Origin of the sequence: Stappia stellulata DSM 5886 (genome assembly GCF_000423705.1) — a bacterium.
Classification (GTDB): domain Bacteria; phylum Pseudomonadota; class Alphaproteobacteria; order Rhizobiales; family Stappiaceae; genus Stappia; species Stappia stellulata.
In genome coordinates this window covers 799,165-812,768 of record NZ_KE384082.1, presented here as the reverse complement: position 1 = coordinate 812,768, position 13,604 = coordinate 799,165, and the positions used below count along the sequence as shown (strand labels likewise).

The 13,604-nt window shown below is 65.4% G+C and carries 12 protein-coding genes; 5 read left to right on the top strand and 7 right to left on the bottom strand.

Going from position 1 to position 13,604, the window contains the following annotated elements; translation table 11 throughout:
- Positions 1-7: 7 nt before the first annotated feature.
- The 7 genes from urtE to G572_RS0116060 all read right to left on the bottom strand — a co-directional run bounded on the left by urtE (position 8) and on the right by G572_RS0116060 (position 8,056).
- Positions 8-703 carry an urea ABC transporter ATP-binding subunit UrtE gene (gene urtE, locus G572_RS0116090; RefSeq protein ID WP_029059353.1) on the bottom strand — a complete coding sequence of 232 codons (696 nt, stop codon included), beginning with the start codon at positions 701-703 and terminating at the stop codon, positions 8-10.
- A gap of 24 nt (positions 704-727) precedes the next feature.
- Positions 728-1,474 (bottom strand): urea ABC transporter ATP-binding protein UrtD, encoded by a 747-nt coding sequence (urtD, locus tag G572_RS0116085; RefSeq protein ID WP_029059352.1) that lies wholly within the window; start codon positions 1,472-1,474, stop codon positions 728-730.
- Between the two features lie 4 nt (positions 1,475-1,478).
- On the bottom strand, positions 1,479-2,651 hold the full coding sequence (gene urtC / locus G572_RS24310) for an urea ABC transporter permease subunit UrtC (RefSeq protein WP_051242524.1): 1,173 nt from the start codon (positions 2,649-2,651) through the stop codon (positions 1,479-1,481).
- 28 nt (positions 2,652-2,679) lie between these two features.
- Entirely contained in the window at positions 2,680-4,332 is a 1,653-nt protein-coding gene (gene urtB / locus G572_RS0116075) for an urea ABC transporter permease subunit UrtB (protein ID WP_037546979.1), read from the bottom strand.
- A 127-nt stretch (positions 4,333-4,459) separates the two neighbouring features.
- Complete coding sequence (gene urtA / locus G572_RS0116070; protein ID WP_029059350.1) at positions 4,460-5,758, bottom strand: urea ABC transporter substrate-binding protein; 1,299 nt, start codon at positions 5,756-5,758, stop codon at positions 4,460-4,462.
- 224 nt (positions 5,759-5,982) lie between these two features.
- A complete protein-coding gene (locus G572_RS0116065; RefSeq protein ID WP_037546977.1) occupies positions 5,983-7,212 on the bottom strand; it encodes a CaiB/BaiF CoA transferase family protein in 1,230 nt (409 codons plus the stop codon).
- 121 nt (positions 7,213-7,333) lie between these two features.
- Positions 7,334-8,056 carry a FadR/GntR family transcriptional regulator gene (locus G572_RS0116060; RefSeq protein WP_051242649.1) on the bottom strand — a complete coding sequence of 241 codons (723 nt, stop codon included), beginning with the start codon at positions 8,054-8,056 and terminating at the stop codon, positions 7,334-7,336.
- A 263-nt stretch (positions 8,057-8,319) separates the two neighbouring features.
- On the opposite strand from G572_RS0116060, the gene G572_RS0116055 reads away from it, so the two are divergent.
- From G572_RS0116055 to aepX, 5 genes are all read left to right on the top strand, one after another.
- Positions 8,320-9,144, top strand: coding sequence for a DUF2182 domain-containing protein (locus G572_RS0116055; protein WP_029059347.1), 825 nt, complete (start codon positions 8,320-8,322; stop codon positions 9,142-9,144).
- A gap of 22 nt (positions 9,145-9,166) precedes the next feature.
- Entirely contained in the window at positions 9,167-9,745 is a 579-nt protein-coding gene (locus G572_RS0116050; RefSeq protein ID WP_029059346.1) for a DUF1326 domain-containing protein, read from the top strand.
- Positions 9,746-9,815: 70 nt separating this feature from the next.
- Positions 9,816-10,808, top strand: coding sequence for an acryloyl-CoA reductase (gene acuI / locus G572_RS0116045; protein ID WP_029059345.1), 993 nt, complete (start codon positions 9,816-9,818; stop codon positions 10,806-10,808).
- A gap of 251 nt (positions 10,809-11,059) precedes the next feature.
- A complete protein-coding gene (locus G572_RS0116040; protein ID WP_156884663.1) occupies positions 11,060-11,866 on the top strand; it encodes a phytanoyl-CoA dioxygenase family protein in 807 nt (268 codons plus the stop codon).
- Between the two features lie 89 nt (positions 11,867-11,955).
- The gene (gene aepX / locus G572_RS24305) at positions 11,956-13,599 is read left to right on the top strand and encodes a phosphoenolpyruvate mutase (protein WP_037546976.1); all 1,644 of its coding nucleotides are present in this window, start codon (positions 11,956-11,958) and stop codon (positions 13,597-13,599) included.
- The last annotated feature ends 5 nt before the right edge of the window (positions 13,600-13,604 follow it).

Below are 13,604 nucleotides of genomic sequence, written 5' to 3'. Positions count from 1 at the left end.
ATCGGCCTCACACGGTGAGATGCGCGCGCACTTCGGTCTCGTCGAGGTCCGCCCGCGCGCCGGCGAGCACGACCTCGCCGCGATCCATCACGGCGAAATTGTCGGCAAGGTCGCGGGCGAATTCGAAGTATTGCTCGACGAGCACGATGGCCATGTCGCCGCTTTCCCGCAGGAAGGCGATGGCCCGGCCGATGTCCTTGATGATCGAGGGCTGAATGCCCTCGGTCGGCTCGTCCAGAATGAGCAGGCGCGGGCGCATGACGATGGCGCGTCCGATGGCAAGCTGCTGCTGCTGGCCGCCCGAAAGGTCGCCGCCGCGCCGCGACAGCATGTCCTTCAACACGGGAAACAGTTCGAACACCGTGTCGGGCACGAAGCGTTCCTTGCGGGCAAGCGGCGCGAAACCGGTCTCCAGGTTTTCCTTCACGCTCAGAAGCGGAAAGATATCGCGCCCCTGCGGCACGATGGAGATGCCGCGCCGCGCGCGCTGGAACGCCGAAAGCCGCGTGATGTCCGCGCCTTCCCAATGGACCCTTCCATGCGTGACCGGATGCTGGCCGGCGATGGCGCGCAGCGTCGAGGTCTTGCCGACCCCGTTGCGGCCCATCACGCAGGAGATCTCGCCGATCTTCGCGGTGAGGCTCACCTGTTTCAGCGCCTGGGCGGCACCGTAGTGGAGATCTATTGCGTCGACAGTCAGCATGAGGCGGGACCTTCCGGGCAAGCGTCAGCGTCCGAGATAGACATCGATGACCCTTCGATCGTTGGAAACGTGGTCGAGCGACCCTTCCGCGAGCACGGACCCTTCATGGAGGACCGTCACCTTCACGCCGAGCGCGCGCACGAAGGCCATGTCGTGCTCCACGACCACGACCGAGTGGGTTTTCGAGATCTCGCGCAGCAAATCGGCGGTCGCCGCCGTCTCCGCGTCCGTCATGCCAGCGGCCGGCTCGTCGATCAGAAGCAACTCGGGATCCTGGGCAAGCAGCATGCCGATTTCCAGCCACTGCTTCTGGCCGTGGCTGAGGTCGCCCGCCAGATCGTCCCTGCGGGCGGTGAGCCGGATCGTCGCCAGCAGAGTGTCGATCCGGCTGCGCTCGGCATCGTCGTCGCGGTGAAACAACGTGGCGAAGGGGCCGCGTAGCGCCTTCAGCGCCAGCATCAGGTTGTCGCGGACGCTCTGGTTTTCAAACACCGTCGGCTTCTGGAACTTGCGGCCGATGCCGAAGCCGGCGATCTCCGCCTCGTCGTGGGCGGTGAGGTCGATCTTGCCGTCGAAGCGAAGTTCGCCTTCGTCGGGACGCGTCTTGCCGGTGATCACATCCATCATCGTGGTCTTGCCGGCGCCGTTCGGGCCGATGATCGCGCGCATCTCGTTGCGGCCGATCAGGAAGGAGAGATTGTTCAGCGCCTTGAAGCCGTCGAAGGAAACGCTGACACCGTCGAGATAGAGAAGGGTTTCCGCTTTTGCCATGGGTCTACTCCGCCGCCTGGCCGCGCGGCTCGGTCGTCACCGATCCGCCGGTGTTCCGGGCGTCCGGCTCGGATTTGCGCATGCGTCGCAGCCGTTGCGTCGCCGTGCGGGCGAGGCCGACAATGCCGGTGGGAAGAAACAGCGTGACGAAGACAAAGAGCCCGCCGAGCGCGAACAGCCAGAACTCGGGAAGGGCTGCGGTGAACCAGCTCTTGGCGAAATTCACGAGAACCGCGCCGATGATCGGCCCGACCAGCGTGCCGCGCCCGCCGACGGCGACCCAGATGACCGCCTCGATGGAATTGGCGGGGGCGAATTCGCCCGGATTGATGATGCCGACCTGCGGCACGTAGAGCGCGCCGGCCAAACCCGCCATCATCGCGGACACCGTCCAGACGAAGAGCTTGTAGTGCTCGACCCGGTAGCCGAGGAAGCGGGTGCGGCTTTCCGCGTCGCGCACGGCGATCAAGACCTTGCCGAGCTTGGAGGCGGTGATGGCCACCGCCAGGACGAGGCCCGCCGCGAGCGCCAGCGCGGACGCCGCGAAAAGCCCGGCGCGGGTGGCGTCCGACTGGATGTCGAAGCCGAGAATGTCCTTGAAGTCGGTCAGACCGTTGTTGCCGCCAAAGCCCATGTCGTTGCGGAAAAAGGCGAGAAGCAGCGCATAGGTCATCGCCTGGGTGATGATCGACAGATAGACGCCGGTCACCCGCGAGCGGAAGGCGAACCAGCCGAAGACGAAGGCGAGGATCGCCGGCGCCACGAGCGCGACCAGCATGGCGAAGGAAAAGGCGTCGAAGCCGTACCAGTACCAGGGCAGTTCGTCCCAGTTCAGGAACACCATGAAGTCCGGCAGGACGGGATCGCCATAAACGCCGCGGGAGCCGATCTGGCGCATCAGATACATGCCCATGGCATAGCCGCCGAGCGCGAAGAAGGCGGCGTGACCAAGCGAGAGAATGCCGCAATAGCCCCAGACGAGATCGAGGGCCAGCGCCAGCAGGGCGTAGGTCAGATATTTGCCCATGAGCGTCACGGCATAGGTCGGCACATGCAGCGGATGGCTTTCCGGCAAGGCCAGGTTCAGCAACGGGACGAGGATCGCGGAGGCCAGGAGCAGCGCCAGCATGACAAGGCGTCCGCCGGTGAGGCCGCCGGAAAGAAAGCGGAGCGTCATTGCGGGGACCTCCCGGTCGTTGCGCGGCTCATGCGTCCACCGCCCGGCCCTTGAGCGCGAAGAGGCCGCGCGGGCGCTTTTGGATGAAGAGGATGATGAAGACGAGCACCAGGATCTTGGCGAGCACCGCGCCGGCCACCGGCTCCAGGAACTTGTTGGCGATGCCGAGCGTGAAGGCGCCGAGCAGCGTGCCCCAGAGGTTTCCGACGCCGCCGAACACGACGACCATGAAACTGTCGATGATGTAGGACTGCCCAAGGTTCGGCGAGACATTGTCGATCTGGGAAAGCGCGACGCCGGCAATGCCGGCGATCCCCGAGCCGAGGCCGAAGGTGAGCGCGTCGACCAGCGGCGTGCGAATGCCCATGGAGGCGGACATGCGCCGGTTCTGCGTCACGGCGCGGACATAAAGACCGAAACGGGTTGCCTTCATTGCCACGAGCAGGGCGGTGAAGACGACAAGCGCGAAGACGACGATCCACAGCCGGTTGTAGGTGATGGTGAGCTGTCCGATCTCCATGGCGCCGGACATGAAGGACGGGTTTCCGACCTCCCGGTTGGTCGGTCCGAAGATCGTGCGTACTGTCTGCTGAAGGATCAGCGATACGCCCCACGTCGCAAGCAGCGTTTCCAGCGGGCGGTCGTGCAGGAAACGGATGATGCCGCGCTCGATGGCGATGCCCACAAGTCCCGCGACGAGGAACGCCGCCGGGAGCGCGACGATCAGCGAATAGTCGAAATACTCGGGCGCGGCGGTGCGAAACAGGCTCTGGACGACGAAGGTCGTATAGGCGCCGAGCATGACCATTTCGCCGTGCGCCATGTTGATCACGCCCATCACGCCGAAGGTGATCGCCAGGCCGATGGCGGCAAGCAGCAGCACGGAACCGAGCGACAGGCCGAACCAGATGTTGCGCGCCGTGTCCCACAGGCCCTGCACCCGCTCCACCTTGGCAATCGCCGCATTGGCCGCCTCATGCAGCGCAGTGTCGGGACCGTTGGATATGCCGGTGAGCAGCGAGCGGGCATCCCGGTCGCCGCGCGCGGCAACGGTGGCGATTGCCTCAAGCTTGTCCGGTGTCGGAAGATCGGAGGCAAGCACCGCCGCAGCACGCGCCTCGCGCATGTGGCGGGCTACATCCGTGTTGGTCTCTGCGGCCAATGCGGCCTCGAGCGGCTCGATGCTGTCGACATCCTGCGCCTTGAAGATCGCGTCGGCGGCCTCGATGCGTGCGGCCGGGTCGGGCGCGCGCAGTGTCAGCGTGCCGAGGGCTGTACGGATAACCCGGCGCAAGCGGTTGTTGACGCGGATCTTCTTGACCTCGCGGCGCCCGGCGGTGCCGGCGTCTTCCAGCGTTAGCGGATCGCGCAACGCATAGTCGGAGCCGTCCTTGCGCGTGATGAAGACGGCGTTGTCCGCGCGGCGGAAGTAAAGATCGCCGTCGGCGAGAGCTTCGAGCGCCGGGGCGGCGCGCGGATCGCCGGCCTCCGCGATCGCATTTATCTGCCGCTGGGTGTCGTCGAAATCGCCCGCGGCCAGCGCATTCAGCTGCGTGCGCAGCGCCGCGTCGTCGGACTGGGCCGCGGCGGTGCCGGCAAAGGTGACGGTCGCAACCGCGAGCACCAGGAAAACGGCAAGCGCTCCGAGAGCGGAAGAACGGCGTCGCGTGCGGGTGAGCATGGTCGACAAGGCCCCGGTCGGATGATCAAGGGACGGGCGGGCTGGGCGCGCCCGCCTGGACGGCGAAGGGATGGGGGAGGCGGATACATTGCCCGCCTCCCTCCCCTCTGGATGCGAGGGCCGGGGCTTAGCTGCCCGAACCGCCGCATTTTCCGGTGGCGGTGTTGAAGTTTCCGCAGGACATCGGTGCGCGCCAGTCGGCGATCAGGTCCTTGGAGCCTTCGAGGTAATCGGACCAGGCATCGCCGACGACGAGGCCGGAGGTTTCCCACACGGTCTCGAACTGGCCGTCGTCCTGGATCTCGCCGATCAGCACGGGCTTGGTGATGTGGTGGTTCGGCATCATCGCGGAATATCCGCCGGTGAGATTTGGCACCGTCACGCCGACGATGGAATCGATCACGGCATCGGGATCGGTGGTGCCGGCCTTCTCGACCGCCTCGACCCACATGTTGAAGCCGATGAAATGCGCTTCCATCGGGTCGTTGGTCACGCGCGTGTCGTCGCCGGTGTAGGCGTGCCAGGCGTCGATGAAGTCGAAGTTCACCTCGGTGTCGACGGACTGGAAGTAGTTCCAGGCGGCGAGGTGGCCGACCAGCGGACCGGTATCGAGACCGGCAAGCTCCTCTTCGCCGACCGAGAAGGCAACGACGGGAATGTCTTCCGCCTTGATGCCGGCGTTTCCGAGCTCCTTGTAGAAGGGCACGTTGGCGTCGCCGTTGATCGTCGAGACAACGGCCGTCTTCTTGCCGGCGGAGCCGAAGGTCTTGATGTCGGACACGATCGTCTGCCAGTCGGAATGTCCGAACGGCGTGTAGTTGATCATGATGTCTTCGGCTGCAACGCCCTTGGCCTTGAGGTAGGCCTCGAGGATCTTGTTGGTCGTGCGCGGATAGACGTAGTCGGTGCCGGCGAGCACCCAGCGCTCGACGCCTTCCTCGTTCATCAGATAGTCGACGGCGGGAATGGCCTGCTGGTTCGGGGCCGCACCGGTGTAGAAGACGTTGCGCTGGCTTTCCTCGCCCTCGTATTGGACCGGGTAGAACAGCAGGCTGTTCAGCTCCTCGAAGACCGGGAGAACGGACTTGCGCGACACGGACGTCCAGCAGCCGAAGACGGCCGAGACGCCGTTGACCTCGATCAGCTCGCGCGCCTTTTCGGCGAAGAGCGGCCAGTCGGAGGCCGGGTCGACGACGACGGCCTCGAGCTTCTTGCCGAGAAGGCCGCCCTTCTTGTTCTGCTCCTCGATGAGCATCAGCATGGCGTCCTTGAGCGTCGTCTCGGAGATCGCCATTGTGCCGGACAGCGAATGCAGGATGCCGACCTTGATGGTCTCTTCCTGCGCCTGCACGCCCGTGAAGGCGGTGGATGCGAGCATCGCGGCGAGCGCGTAGCCGGCCAAGGACTTCGTATGTTTGACGGTCATTGTTTTTCCCCTCTGTCGCGTCTCCCTGGGAGGAAGAGACGATCCGGAGAGGATCAAGAACCATGCCACTCGCTCGACGCAGCGTGGTTCCGAACTCAATTCATTGTTTTTATGGCGAAAAATATGGCAGGGCGCCGCGCGCGAATGAATCGCGGCGGCGTTGCAAAATTAAGCGGCATCGCCTGGAGTTGCATAAATTTTTTGCAATGCAACATGGCGTCCTGTCAGAGTCCGTCGACGGCACCGCTTGTCAGGAGAGCCGCGATCTCGTCTTCGTCGAGGCCCAGGACGTCGGCGAGGACCTCGCGGGTGTGTTGACCGAGCACGGGCGGCGCGACGGTGTCGTTGACCGGGGTCTTGGAGAACCGCAAGGGGCTTGCAACGCCCGGCACCGTGCCGCCGCTGGCGTGGGGCAGGGCGGGGTTCAGCAATCCACGGGCCTTGGCTTGCGGCTCCTCGAAGACCTCCGCGATGGTGTTGATGGGGCCGCAGGGCACGGCGGCCGCCTCCAGAACCTCGATCCACGCGCGGGTGGTGCGGGCCTTGATGATGTCGGCGATGACCGGGACAAGGATCTCCCGGTTCCTCACCCGGTCGCGGTTGAGCGTGAACCGCGGGTCGGCGGGAAGGTCGGACCGGCCCGCCACCTCGCAGAAACGCACGAACTGGCCGTCGTTGCCCACGGCGAGGATGATGTGACCGTCCGCGGTTTCGAAAGCCTGATAGGGCACGATGGCCGTGTGGGCGTTGCCCATGCGCGCGGGCGCGGTGCCGGACACGAGATAGCTGAGCGCCTGGTTTGCGAGCGAGGCGACCTGAACGTCGAAAAGCGCGATGTCGAGGTGCTGGCCTTCGCCGCTGCGTTCGCGGTGCGCCACCGCGCCGAGAATGGCGATGGTGGCGTTGAGGCCGGTGAGGACGTCGGCAAGCGCAACGCCTGCCTTTTGCGGGCCGCCGCCCGGCAGCGCGTCGCGCTCGCCGGTGACCGACATGAGGCCGCCCATGCCCTGGATCATGAAGTCGTAGCCGGCGCGCTGGGCGTAGGGGCCGGTCTGGCCGAAGCCGGTGATCGAACAGTAGATAAGCGACGGGTTGATCTCGGCGAGGCTCGCATAGTCGAGGCCATATTTCTTCAGCCCCCCGACCTTGTAGTTCTCGACGAGAATGTCGGACTTCCTGGCCAGTTCGATCACGAGCGCCCGCCCGCCGTCGCTGGCGATGTCGACGGCGACCGACTTCTTGCCCCGGTTGGCCGCCATGAAATAGGCGCTCTCGCCGGTGGCGGGTCCGTCCTCAACGAAGGGCGGTCCCCAGCCGCGCGTGTCGTCGCCCGTTCCGGGCCGCTCGATCTTGATCACCTCCGCGCCCATGTCGGCGAGCGTCTGCGTCGACCAGGGGCCGGCGAGAACGCGGGACAGATCGAGGACGCGCAGGTGCGACAGAGGGCCGGTCATGAAGTCTCTCACCATTTGGAATGAACGAGTGTGCCCGTGGTCTTAGACCGGGGAGCCGACCGCGTCCAATGACTTGCGGTGGCGACGTCATTCCTCGGCGTCCTGCAGTTTGCGCCGGGCGTTATCCTTCGCGCCGGGCGCGGGCGAGGTCCAGAGTGTAGTCGCCAAGCTCCTTGAGGGCGGCGAGCGCGGATTGCGTGACGCGCGCCTGAAGCGCATCGGCGAGGCTGGCGTGCAGACGGGCGATCCTCGTGCGGTCGCGCATGCGGTAGGTCAGCATGTTCATCAAGGGCTGCATGGCCTCGATCACGCCGGCCATCTGGAAGGACAGCACCGGGTTGTCGGCCGCATCCACCAGCACCCGGTGAAAGCGCAGGTCGGAGGCGCAAAACCCCTCGTCCGTCATGCTGCCGCGCTGTTGCTGTTCGATCTCCCGGCGCAGGGTCTCCAGCTGGGCCTCCGTGCGCCGTTCGACGGCAAAGGGCAGACAGGCGGCTTCCAGCGCGAAGCGCGCCTCGATCGCCTCCTCGAAGGGAATGTCGTTCATGCCGATCAAAAGCGTGGCGGTGGTGACCAGCGCGTCATGCGCCTCCGACCAGGTCAGCCGGTTGACGAAGGCGCCGCCGGTCGGGCCGCGCTGCGTGCGAATGAGGTTCTGTGCGGCCAGGCGCTTCAAGGCCTCGCGAACGGTCGGGCGCGACACGCCGAAGCGTTCGGCAAGCTCTGTTTCGCTCGGAAGCCGTTCGTCGACCATCAGCCGACCGTCGATGATGGCGGTTCGGATTGCGTCGGCGATCTGCTTCGACAGGCCCTCGCGCGTGATTCCCGTGTACTCGATCGACATGAACATCCTCTTTGACGCCGCGACCATAAGGGGGGGCCGGACGACGGTCAAATGTCTATCCAATAAATGTCAGACAAAATAATGTTTGACAATTGAAGGCGTGTTTTCGAAGTTGGCTGCAACACGCTGCCATCCACGGTCGGGGCGGTCTTCGAAGCGTCGGGTCGCGGAGAGGAGCCCTGTCTGAGAGCGGGACAGGCGGTGGGAAAACGGACGGATCGCCGGCTTCTGCCGAAGCGCATCCGCCTCGGGAGGCAATGCCAATGACTGCTTACCCCTTGTCCGGGCAACGCTCCGTCGCGCATCGCTCGCGGTTCGCAGGCGGTGGCCGGGCGGCGCTCTGGCTTGCGTTTTTCGCCCTGGTGCTCGGTTCCTGGGCCATCCTGATGTGGATAGCGGCAGCCGCGCAGGTGCCGCCGGGCAGCGAGGCCTTTGGGGCCGACTACTGGCGGTCGATCTGTGCCGTGTCGCCCGGCATCGCCGGCTTTCCGGCCGTCTTCGGGATGTGGGCGATCATGAGCGCCGCGATGATGGCGCCGACCGCCATGCCGGCCTTCAACACCTACCTCGATCTCGGTCATGCCGGTGCGGGCAATGCCGCCGGCTTCTGGGCGCTGGTCGGCGGGTACCTCGCGGCCTGGCTGGCGTTTTCGCTTGGCGCCGCCGGCCTCCAGCTCGGCCTTGCCTCGGCCGGCTGGCTGCGCCCCGACGGCGTAGTCCTGGTTCCGGGAGCGCCCGCGGCGCTGCTGCTCGTCGCCGGGCTTTATCAGCTCTCGCCCGCCAAGGCCGCGTGTCTGAGCAAATGCCGCGCGCCGCTCTCCTTCTTTCTTGCGAACTGGCGCGAGGGGCCCTCGGGCGCTGCTGCGATGGGCCTGCGCCTCGGGCTTGTATGCGTCGGCTGTTGCTGGGCGCTGATGTTGCTCGCCTTTGTCGGCGGCACGATGAACCTCGCGTTCATGGGGCTGGCGACGCTGGTCATGGTCTTCGAGAAATTGCCGGAGGTGGGGCGTTGGCTCACCCGGCCGCTGGCGGCGGTTCTTGTCGTCGCCGGACTGGTGGACGCGCTGCGTCTTGTGAACGTCATCTGATCGGGGGACTGAAAATGGCGGATTGGGCCATCAAGGGGAGCTGATCCTCAACTGCAACTGCACGGTGTTTTGTCCGTGCGTCGTATCGCTCGGCAAGCATCCGCCAACGGAAGGCTATTGCCAGGCCTGGGCGGGCGTTCGCATCGACAGCGGTCACCATGAAGGCGAGGATCTCTCGGGGCTGAACGTTGGCCTGTTGCTTGACATTCCAGGCAACATGGCGCGCGGCAACTGGAAATGCGCCGCCTATATCGACGAACGGGCCTCGGAGGCCGCCTATGACGCACTGATCGAGATCTTCTCGGGCCGGGCGCGGGGAACCACCGGGCTGTTCAAGATGCTGGTCTCGGAGTTCTTGGGCGCGGAGCGCGCGCCCGTGGACTTCCAGACCGAGGGCAAGACCCGTCGGTTGACGGTCGGAAAGGCGATCCAGGGCGAAGTGACGCCGATTGCCGGCCCCGACCCTGACCCGGACGTGATGGTCACCAACACCGGCTACTGGATGGGGCTCGACATCACCATTGCAACTCCCAGCAAGGGACGGGTCAGGGCACACGGTCGGGTCTGGGACTTCGACGGTCGCAGTGCCGAGATTTGCTAAATCGAGTGGGGCGGGCAAGGCTGAGCGCCGGCACGCACTCCAACGCGAACAGACAGGGAAGGACGAAGGCATGAGCTTCAACGCTGTGATCGTTGAAAAGGCCGAGGACGGATCGACGTCCGCCGGCATTCAGTCCATCGATGAAAGTCGCCTGCCGGAGGGAGATGTCACGGTCGCGGTGGATTACTCGACCGTGAACTACAAGGACGGCCTGTGCCTCGGGTCCGGCGGCGGACTGGTGCGCACCTACCCGCATGTGCCGGGGATCGATTTCGCCGGCACGGTCGAGGCCTCCGACGACGCGCGCTACAAGCCGGGCGACAAGGTCGTTTTGACCGGCTGGCGTGTCGGCGAGGCCTGGTGGGGCGGTTATGCGCAGAAAGCCCGCGTCAAGGCCGACTGGCTCGTGCCGCTGCCAGAGGGCCTGTCGACCCGCGATGCGATGGCCGTGGGCACGGCGGGTTTTACAGCGATGCTGGCGGTGATGGCGCTTGAGGATCACGGCCTGACGCCAGGCCGCGGCCCGGTTCTCGTCACGGGTGCTGCCGGCGGTGTCGGCTCGGTGGCGACCGCCATTCTGGCAAAGCTCGGCCACGAGGTCGCCGCTGTTACCGGACGTCCGGAAACAGCCGACTACCTCAAGGGCCTCGGTGCGACGAGCATCGTCGCCCGGGCCGATCTCAATGAGACGGTGAAGCGCCCGCTGGAAGCGGAAACCTGGGCGGGCTGTGTCGATGCCGTCGGCGGGGCAATGCTCGCGCGCGTGCTTGGCCAGATGAAATACGGCGCAAGCGTTGCCGCCGTCGGTCTCGCCGGCGGGGCGGGTCTTCCCGCGACCGTCATTCCGTTCCTGTTGCGCGGGGTCAATCTTCTCGGGATCGATTCCGTCATGCGCCCCTATGAGGACCGGGTGCGGGCCTGGTCGCGCATTGCGCAGGATCTGCCGATGAACAAGCTCGGCGACATGATCCAGCCGGCGACGCTTGCCGACCTGCCGGACCTGGGCCGCGCCATTCTCAAGGGCGAAGTGCGCGGCCGCGTCGTCGTCGACGTCAACGCCTGACGCAGATCGTCCGCTCGCCCGTCCCCGCATGTGTCGGCAGCGATGGGCGAGCGACCTGCCGGTTTGCGTTCGCGACGGCCCGGCATGGCCGGATTTGCAACAATCGTCTCGCTTTCTTCCCTTCGGCATGAGAGTTCGCTAGGAATAGCGCTCAGTCGGATTAGGTTGGAAAACGGGCGCGCTCCGTCGGTGGCGAAGGGGCTTGTGGTTGCATTCGGCACTGCCGTTTGAAGGCTGGAGGAGGCGTGAACATGACTCACTCAGGCATTGATGCGAAGGCGGCTCCACAAGCCGGGCCCGAATTCGCCCTTCGGGCCATGACCGTCGATGACGGCCGCCGCTATGGCGAGGACGGTTTTCTCCTTCTCAAACAGGTTCTTTCGCTGCCGGCGCTCCAGTTGATCGAACAGGAAGTGCAACGGCTGGAATCGATGCCGGAACAGCCCGGCCAGCACTGGGTCTACGGCGAGACGGTCTGCGACCCCGAAGAGCGGCGGGTCATCAGCCGGATGGAGTATCTCGAACGTCATTCTCCCGTGTTTTCAGCCCTCGGCCGCGCGCTGGGGGAGTATGCGGCGGTGGCGCTCGGGGAGCCCGCCGTGCTCTTCAAGGAAAAGCTTAATTTCAAGCGCCCCGGGGGCGCCGGCTTCACACCGCATCAGGACCAGCAGGCCGGCTGGTGGAACTACGCCAGCCGGTTCGTGTCGATCATGGTGTCGATCGACGCCGCGACGGAAGAAAACGGGTGCGTCGAATTCGCAGCCGGCCACCATCGACATGGCATGTTCCGCGCGTGGGAGCCGCTGAGCGACGATGACATGAAGAGCATGACGTTCGTGCCGGTGGAAACCGAGCCGGGCGATGTCGTTCTCATCGACAGCTATTGTCCGCACCGCTCTTGCGTCAATCGCTCTCGCGAGCAGCGCCGGCTCTATTTCGCGACCTACAATCGCGCGTCCGAAGGCGATCACTTGGCAGCCTATTACGCCGACAAGCACGCGGCCTACCCGCCCGATGTGGAGCGCGACCCCTCCGGCGACTATACATTCCGCGTCTGACGTTTCATCTCTTGGCGCCGGAACCGGCGGTCCTTTCACCGGGCCCGCGTTTTCGCCGATGACCGTGCCAATCCAGAAAGGGCAGTCTCTTGCATTTCGATGGTTCCCCCGACCGACAGCCGGCCCAGGCGTCGAAGTTCACCCGCCTGCGGCAGATGCTGACCCGCCCCGACCTCGCCTTCCTGATGGAAGCGCACAACGGGCTTTCGGCGCGCATCGTCGAGGAGGCGGGGTTCGAGGGGATCTGGGCATCCGGACTGTCGATGTCGGCGACGCTGGGCGTCAGGGACAACAACGAACTGTCGTGGACCCAGGTTCTCGACATGCTGGAGTACATGTCCGACGCTTCGTCCCTGCCGATCCTGGTCGACGGCGATACCGGCTACGGAAATTTCAACAATTTCCGGCGTTTCGTGCAAAAGCTCTGCGAGCGCGGCATCGCCGGCGTGTGCATCGAGGACAAGATCTTTCCCAAGACGAATTCCTTCCTGGGCGAGAACCAGCCGCTGGCCGACGTCGACGAGTTCTGCGGAAAGATCAAGGCCGGCAAGGACACGCAGACCCACCCGGATTTTTCCGTGGTTGCACGGGTCGAGGCGCTGATCGCGGGCCGGGGCGTGGATGAGGCGCTGACCCGGGCCCATGCCTATGTGGATGCGGGCGCGGATGCGATCGTCATCCACTCAAAGAAGAGCACCGCAGACGAGATCTTCGATTTCTGCCGGCAATGGGAGAACCGCGCGCCGGTGGTGCTCATTCCGACCAAATACTACCGCACGCCGACCGACCGGTTCCGCGACGCCAATGCGGCGATGGTGATCTGGGCCAATCACAATCTCAGAAGCTCGATCCAGGCGATGCGCGACACTTGCGCCAGGCTGAAGGCGCAGGAAACGCTGCTGGAGGTCGAGGATACGGTCGCTCCGCTCGGCGATGTCTTTGCGCTCGCCGGCGCGCAGGAGCTGGAACAGGCGGAAAAGCGGTATCTGTCGACACGCGATCCCGCGCGTGCCGTCATTCTTGCGGCGACACGGGGCAAGGGGCTGGGCGATCTGACAGCGGAGCGTCCCAAGTGCATGGTGCCCGTTCGCGGACAGTCGCTTCTCGGCCGCCAGGTCGAGGCACTGGGCCGGCACGGCGTCTCCGACATTTCCGTCGTAGTGGGCTACCGGGAGGATGCGGTGGCCGTGCCGGGCATTCGCAAGGTGGAAAACCCGGCCCATGACAGCACCGGCGAGGCCCGGTCGCTGGCGCTTGCGCTGACACAGGGCGAAGGCGACACGATCGTTTCCTACGGCGATATCCTGTACCGGCCGTTTTTCCTGTCGCTTCTGGAGGAGGCGCAGGCCGATATCGTCGTTCTCGTCGATCCCAGGGCGGAAACGCGGGCCGACGGTCAGCCTCTTCGGGATGCGGTCGCCTGTTCGCAGCCCCATGATGCCGATCTCGAGGCGACCGGCGAAGCGGTTTCCCTGACGCGGTTCGTTGCCGACGGAGCCGAAGCCAACGGCGCGTTCATCGGATTGATGCGCGCCAATGCCGATGGGGTAAGCAGGATCCGCGAGACACTGGCTGCGATGGAGGGAGAGGGGACCCTCGATACCGCCGATCTCGGTGCGGTCCTGACCCGGTTGGCCGGCGAGGGCGAGCGGATCGGGGTCGTGTACGTGCGCGGTTACTGGGGCAATGTGAACGACCTCATGGACCTGGCCCAGGCTCGGGACGCGGTGTGATGGCA

Coding starts and splice junctions, on each gene's coding strand:
- urtE (WP_029059353.1), bottom strand. CDS start 703: ATGCTGACTGTCGACGCAATAGATCTCCACTACGGTGCCGCCCAGGCG.
- urtD (WP_029059352.1), bottom strand. CDS start 1,474: ATGGCAAAAGCGGAAACCCTTCTCTATCTCGACGGTGTCAGCGTTTCC.
- urtC (WP_051242524.1), bottom strand. CDS start 2,651: ATGACGCTCCGCTTTCTTTCCGGCGGCCTCACCGGCGGACGCCTTGTC.
- urtB (WP_037546979.1), bottom strand. CDS start 4,332: ATGCTCACCCGCACGCGACGCCGTTCTTCCGCTCTCGGAGCGCTTGCC.
- urtA (WP_029059350.1), bottom strand. CDS start 5,758: ATGACCGTCAAACATACGAAGTCCTTGGCCGGCTACGCGCTCGCCGCG.
- G572_RS0116065 (WP_037546977.1), bottom strand. CDS start 7,212: ATGACCGGCCCTCTGTCGCACCTGCGCGTCCTCGATCTGTCCCGCGTT.
- G572_RS0116060 (WP_051242649.1), bottom strand. CDS start 8,056: ATGTCGATCGAGTACACGGGAATCACGCGCGAGGGCCTGTCGAAGCAG.
- G572_RS0116055 (WP_029059347.1), top strand. CDS start 8,320: ATGACTGCTTACCCCTTGTCCGGGCAACGCTCCGTCGCGCATCGCTCG.
- acuI (WP_029059345.1), top strand. CDS start 9,816: ATGAGCTTCAACGCTGTGATCGTTGAAAAGGCCGAGGACGGATCGACG.
- G572_RS0116040 (WP_156884663.1), top strand. CDS start 11,060: ATGACTCACTCAGGCATTGATGCGAAGGCGGCTCCACAAGCCGGGCCC.